7 protein-coding genes are annotated in these 5,258 nt (G+C 66.7%); 3 read left to right on the top strand and 4 right to left on the bottom strand.

Going from position 1 to position 5,258, the window contains the following annotated elements; all coding sequences use genetic code 11:
• From atpD to MH112_RS01075, 3 genes are all read left to right on the top strand, one after another.
• A partial coding sequence (gene atpD / locus MH112_RS01085; protein ID WP_296562836.1) for a F0F1 ATP synthase subunit beta occupies positions 1-1,091 on the top strand: 1,091 nt, incomplete at its 5' end.
• Between the two features lie 5 nt (positions 1,092-1,096).
• Positions 1,097-1,363: an ATP synthase F1 subunit epsilon gene (locus MH112_RS01080; RefSeq protein ID WP_296562835.1), complete on the top strand. Its 267-nt coding sequence runs from the start codon at positions 1,097-1,099 to the stop codon at positions 1,361-1,363.
• 126 nt (positions 1,364-1,489) lie between these two features.
• Positions 1,490-2,113, top strand: a complete 624-nt coding sequence (locus tag MH112_RS01075) for a hypothetical protein (protein WP_296562834.1) — start codon at positions 1,490-1,492, stop codon at positions 2,111-2,113.
• 68 nt (positions 2,114-2,181) lie between these two features.
• Here the strand turns inward: MH112_RS01075 and MH112_RS01070 are convergent, their stop codons facing one another.
• From MH112_RS01070 to MH112_RS01055, 4 genes are all read right to left on the bottom strand, one after another.
• Positions 2,182-2,943: an alpha/beta hydrolase gene (locus tag MH112_RS01070; RefSeq protein ID WP_296562832.1), complete on the bottom strand. Its 762-nt coding sequence runs from the start codon at positions 2,941-2,943 to the stop codon at positions 2,182-2,184.
• Positions 2,944-2,971: 28 nt separating this feature from the next.
• Positions 2,972-3,469 (bottom strand): RNA pyrophosphohydrolase, encoded by a 498-nt coding sequence (locus tag MH112_RS01065; RefSeq protein WP_296562830.1) that lies wholly within the window; start codon positions 3,467-3,469, stop codon positions 2,972-2,974.
• Positions 3,470-3,476: 7 nt separating this feature from the next.
• Positions 3,477-4,637, bottom strand: a complete 1,161-nt coding sequence (locus tag MH112_RS01060; protein WP_296562828.1) for a divergent polysaccharide deacetylase family protein — start codon at positions 4,635-4,637, stop codon at positions 3,477-3,479.
• 109 nt (positions 4,638-4,746) lie between these two features.
• Positions 4,747-5,258, bottom strand: a 512-nt coding sequence (locus MH112_RS01055; protein WP_296562827.1) for a S41 family peptidase, incomplete at its 5' end; no start/stop codon positions are given.

The raw sequence follows: 5,258 nt of genomic DNA, 5'->3' as shown, positions 1-5,258 counted from the left end.
TCCACCGGGAAGCGCCCTCCTTCGCCGAACAGTCGACCTCGGCGGAAATCCTGGTCACCGGGATCAAGGTTATCGACCTGCTCTGCCCCTACACCAAGGGCGGCAAGATCGGCCTGTTCGGCGGCGCCGGCGTGGGCAAGACCGTGACCATGCAGGAACTGATCAACAACATCGCCAAGGCCTATGGCGGTTACTCGGTTCTGGCCGGCGTGGGTGAGCGCACCCGCGAGGGCAACGACCTCTATCACGAGATGATCGAGTCGGGCGTGAACCAGCCTGGCGGCGGCGGCGACTCCCGCTGCGCCCTGGTCTATGGCCAGATGAACGAGCCCCCCGGTGCCCGCGCCCGGGTCGCCCTTACCGGCCTCGCCCAGGCGGAGTACTTCCGCGACGAAGAGGGCAAGGACGTGCTGCTCTTCATCGACAACATCTTCCGCTTCACTCAGGCAGGTTCGGAAGTGTCGGCCCTGCTCGGCCGTATCCCTTCGGCCGTGGGCTATCAGCCGACGCTGGCTACCGAGATGGGCAATCTGCAGGAGCGCATCACCTCGACCAACAAGGGGTCAATCACCTCGGTCCAGGCCATTTACGTGCCCGCCGATGACCTGACCGACCCCGCGCCGGCCACCTCCTTCGCCCACCTTGACGCCACCACCGTGCTGAGCCGCGACATCGCCGCCCAGGCCATCTTCCCCGCCGTGGACCCGCTGGACTCCACCTCGCGGATCATGGACCCGCTGGTGATCGGCGAGGAGCACTATGCCGTGGCCCGTCGGGTCCAGGAGATCCTGCAGCAGTACAAGGCGCTGAAGGACATCATCGCCATCCTGGGCATGGATGAGCTGTCGGAAGAGGACAAGCTGATCGTGGCCCGCGCCCGGAAGATGCAGCGCTTCCTGTCGCAGCCCTTCCACGTGGCCGAGCAGTTCACCAACACGCCCGGCATCTTCGTCAGCCTGGAAGACACCATCCGCTCGTTCAAGGCGCTCTGCGACGGCGAATATGATCACCTGCCTGAGCCGGCCTTTTACAATGTCGGCACCATCGAAGATGCGGTGGCCAAGGCCGAAAAGCTCGCATCGGAAGCCTAGGGATCATGGCGGACAAGCTGCACTTCTCTCTCGTCTCGCCGGAGCGCGAGCTCTATGCGGGCCTGGTCGATCAGGTGGACGCGCCCGGAACCGAAGGCGACTTCGGGGTCCTGGCGGGCCACGCGCCGTTCATGGCCACCCTTCGGGAGGGCCGTGTGATCGTGCGTAACGAAGGCCGCGAGACCGTTTATGAGGTGAAGGGCGGTTTTGCCGATGTGACCGCTAGCGGCCTCACCATTCTGGCGGAGCAAGCGGCCCCCGCGGTCGCTTGACGCCTGTCTGGGCGTCACCCCGGCGCTGAAGTCGTCAAAGACGCGTGAGAGGTCTTGCGGTATCGGCCCGGCTTTAGTGTGATGCCACCAAGCCCTGCCAAGGGCATCAAGTCAGGGAAGACACTCATGCGCACCGTTATCGCCAGCCTCGTCCTGCTCGCAGGTCTCTCGGGACCCGCCCTAGCCCAGGATGTCGTCGATCCGGCGCCAGAGGCCGCTGCTGCACCGGCCGCCGAGCCCGCACCGGCCGCCGAGCCCCCGCCCGTTCTGCCCACCACCGGCGATGGCGCGGCGGTGCTGTCTGTCCTGACCCGAGCCTGCCTGCCCATGGTGCGGGAAGCTAAGAGCGTCGAGGACGTGGCCAAGGATCTGGGCATGCGCCGTGACCGCCGCTCTGGCAGCTATCAGATGGCCCTCGGCGGCGACCGCAACTTTGTCATCTCCGTGCTGCCCAAGGGCGCCAATGACAATGTCTGCAATGTCCAGATCAACTACGCCATCGGTGGCGAGACCCCCATCGTTGAGGCCTTGAACATCTGGGCATTCCTTCAGGAACCCCGCCTGCGCATGCAGCGGAACGACTTCATGGTCGGGGCGGACAACGTCAAGCGCGTCACCCTTTCCTGGGAGCATTTCACGGACACCGAATCCACGGGTCTGGTCTTTGTTCAGCTGAAGAACCCCGACGATACCCCCCTGGACCGTCGCTACGATCAGGCCACCCTGCTGTTCAGCGAACGCACGTTCTAAGGTCTGCAGGACGTCCGCCGAGTCCCTTGCCGGCCCGGCCTGCCAGACATGTGACCGCCTGAGACGGCTCAGGCGGTCGCCGTCGCCTGGGTTTCGATCCAGTCCAGGGCGGATTGCGCCACCACCTCCCACCCAGGCTCCCCTGGCAGCCAATGGCTCATGCCAGGGATCACCCTGAGGTCCGCGCCAATGCGGCTGGCGGTCAGCCGCGCCGTCGTCGGGGGGTGAACGACATCACGGTCCCCCACCATCACCAAGGCCGGGGCCTGAAGCTGAGCCCCCAGGCTGGTGGTCATCATCGGGTCCAGCCACCAGTTCAGCGTCTCCCAAAGCGCCCGGCCGCTCTCTGGACGCAGGCGCTCGAGGATCGGACGCCGGGCCCCCGGCGGCAGCCGATCAAGGCTGTAGCGGAGCATCAAGGTCCTGTCTGGCGACACGGCCTGGCTCCAGAATGGGCCCAGAAGGTGCAGACCAAAGGCGGTTACCCCCTCCTCTAGGGACCAGCCCGCCACGCCCCATGGCGGCGACGGTGCCAGGAGCACCAGCCCTGACACAGGCGCGCGTCTCGCCGCCAGCAGGCTCACCAGCCCCCCCATGGAATGGCCCACCAGAATGGGGGGCTCAGTCTGGCTACGGCAGAGGGCGGCAATGTCGGCGGCGTAATCCAGCATTGAAACGCCCACCACGGTCCCTGCCGTGTCGCCGTGCCCATGTCCGCGCAGGGCCGGGCAGGTCACCGCATGACCCGCCGCGATAAAGGGGGCCTGAAAGGCCTCGAAGGTCCAGTCGCCGCAGAAGGCGCCGTGCACCATGATGACGGGTGCGGCCATGGGTCTCCTTGCGGACAGAAGGACGCGATCAGCCGGCGGCGAAGACCGCAAAGGCGTCGACGACCTGTCTGTATATGGCCTGTTTGAAAGGCGCCACGATTTGCGGGGCCTCGGCCAGCCGTCCCCAGCGCCAGGCGTCAAACTCCGCGGGCAAATGGGCGTCCAGGTCTATTTCCCGATCGTCGCCCTCAAAGCGCAGGGCAAACCACACCTGCCTCTGCCCTTTCCAGTCTCGCCCAATCGGCGAGCCCGCATGTTCAGGGGGAAAGTCATAGGTCAGCCAGCCGTCGGTGCGCCCCAGGACCGTGACGGAGTGCACCCCGGTCTCCTCGGCCAGCTCCCGCAGGGCGGCCGCTTGAAGGTCCTCGCCTGGGTCGACGCCCCCTTGGGGAAACTGCCAGTTTCGTGGCCCTGGTGCCCCGGCCCGGCGCCCAAACCAGACCCGACCGTCAGGGCGAAACAGGGCGACCCCAACATTGGGCCTGTAGGGCACCAGATGGGCCGGAACCTCGGACTCGGGGCTCATCGCCCGCTCATCGTTTTGTCAGGGCCGAGGCCGGGGCCAGCTGGTAACCGCGAGCCTCCACGGCTTGCGTCCACTGAGCCACCTGAGAAATGGTCAGGGGATAGGCAAAGCCCGACCCGAGCGCCTGGCCGTTCTGCAGGGCCTGGGCCTCAAGGGCCAGAAGCTGGGCGTCGATGGCCTCGCTCGACAGCTGTTCATCAATAATCCGCCCGGCCGAAGCCCGGGGAATGCCCAGGCCGCGCCCGGCGGCCTGGCCGTCATCAACGAAGGCCAGGCCACGGCTCTTCAGAACCGTGGTGAAGGTGGCCATGGCGGGGTCGGAGCTCAAGAACCGTGAACCCAGATAGTTGGTGAGGCCGAAATAGCCGGTGGCCCGCGACATCAGCCACTCCAGCCTTCGACTGGTCTCAGCCGGTCCAGAACTGGCCAGCAGGGTATAGGGCCCCGGATCATTATCGGGGTAATCCACCGGCTCCATGGGGGTTTCCAGCAACACCTCATGGCCGTGCTCCCGGGCCAGATCGATCCAACCCTGCAGACCCTCGGCATAGGGCACGAAGGACAGGGTGATCTCGCCTGGCAGGGTCTCGATGGCCTCACGGGTCGCGCGACTGTTCAGGCCCAGGCCGCCGACGATCAGGCTGACCTTGGGCTTGCCATTGGACTGGAAGGGGCGGGCATAGGCCTGGGCTGGCGTTCGGCCGTTGGCAGCGATCACAGGGAGCGGGCCGTTGGGCCCGGGATTGAACAGGCCTGCGATCGGGGCCGGGGGCAGGGCCTGGACCCGGCGCACAGCCGGTGCGCCTGGCAGGGTGATGACCGCCTCCCCCATGGGTTCAGCGTCTGTGATGGGCGTCTCCGAGAGCTCGAAGATCTCCTCGACGATCCCTGGCCCAGAGCCGTCAATGGTCAGGGCTTCGCGCCAGCCGGGGGGGGCGGCTGCAACCACAGCCTGGGCGAGGGGCAGGCGAATGACCGGTGCCCCAGCCTTTGGATCGCCGATGACCAGCACCAGCCCGGTCAGCATCACCAGGAAGAGGCCTGCAGCGCCGCCGGCGCTGATGTAGGGATTGGCAAGGGCCGCGCGTAGCTGGCCCATCGCCCCGGAGACGGCGGGTTGGGGTGACGCCGCAGCCGGCGTCAGGCTCTTTTTTGAGAACATTGCCATGGCTCGCCGAACCTCATCCTACAGACCAGCCTGAACCCGGTTCTGCGCGAACATGGTTAACGAAGGCCTTAAGCCCCATAAAGCCCGCCAAGCGCGGCAGACTCAGGGACTATTTTGGCTGTGGTGCCGTGGCGACCTTGTCCCGCGGGCCGATCACCTCGGCCAACCGCGCTTCAGGCTTGGGCAGCTTGGGTGTCGCGGCCACGGACCCGTATTTCAGCACATCCTGCGCGCGGACCAGCTGGAAGTCCTTCTTTTCGTCGAAGGACTCGGGCGGTGTCTCGGCCGGCTCGTGCGCGCCTCTGCGCGCCTGGCCCTCACCCGCGGTCAGAGCGTTGCGGAGAGAGGCCTCGCTGAACTGGAAGGCCCGGTTGGCGATGGCCTGGGCCTCGGCGCGGCTGGCGGCCACCTCGAGGTCAGGCTCGATTCCGGTCTGCTGGATGGAGCGGCCCGATGGCGTGTAGTAGCGCGCCGTGGTCAGCTTCAGCGCCCCGTCCATGCCGCCCCGCAGGGGGATAACAGTCTGCACCGAGCCCTTGCCGAAGCTGGTCAGGCCCACCAGTTCGGCCCGCTTACGGTCCTGCAGGGCACCGGCAACGATCTCGGCGGCCGAGGCCGACC

It is taken from the genome of Phenylobacterium sp., assembly GCF_022402485.1.
In the GTDB taxonomy this organism is placed as follows: domain Bacteria; phylum Pseudomonadota; class Alphaproteobacteria; order Caulobacterales; family Caulobacteraceae; genus Phenylobacterium.
Note: the sequence above shows the minus strand (reverse complement) of the source record. Positions and strands in the feature narration are given on the sequence as shown.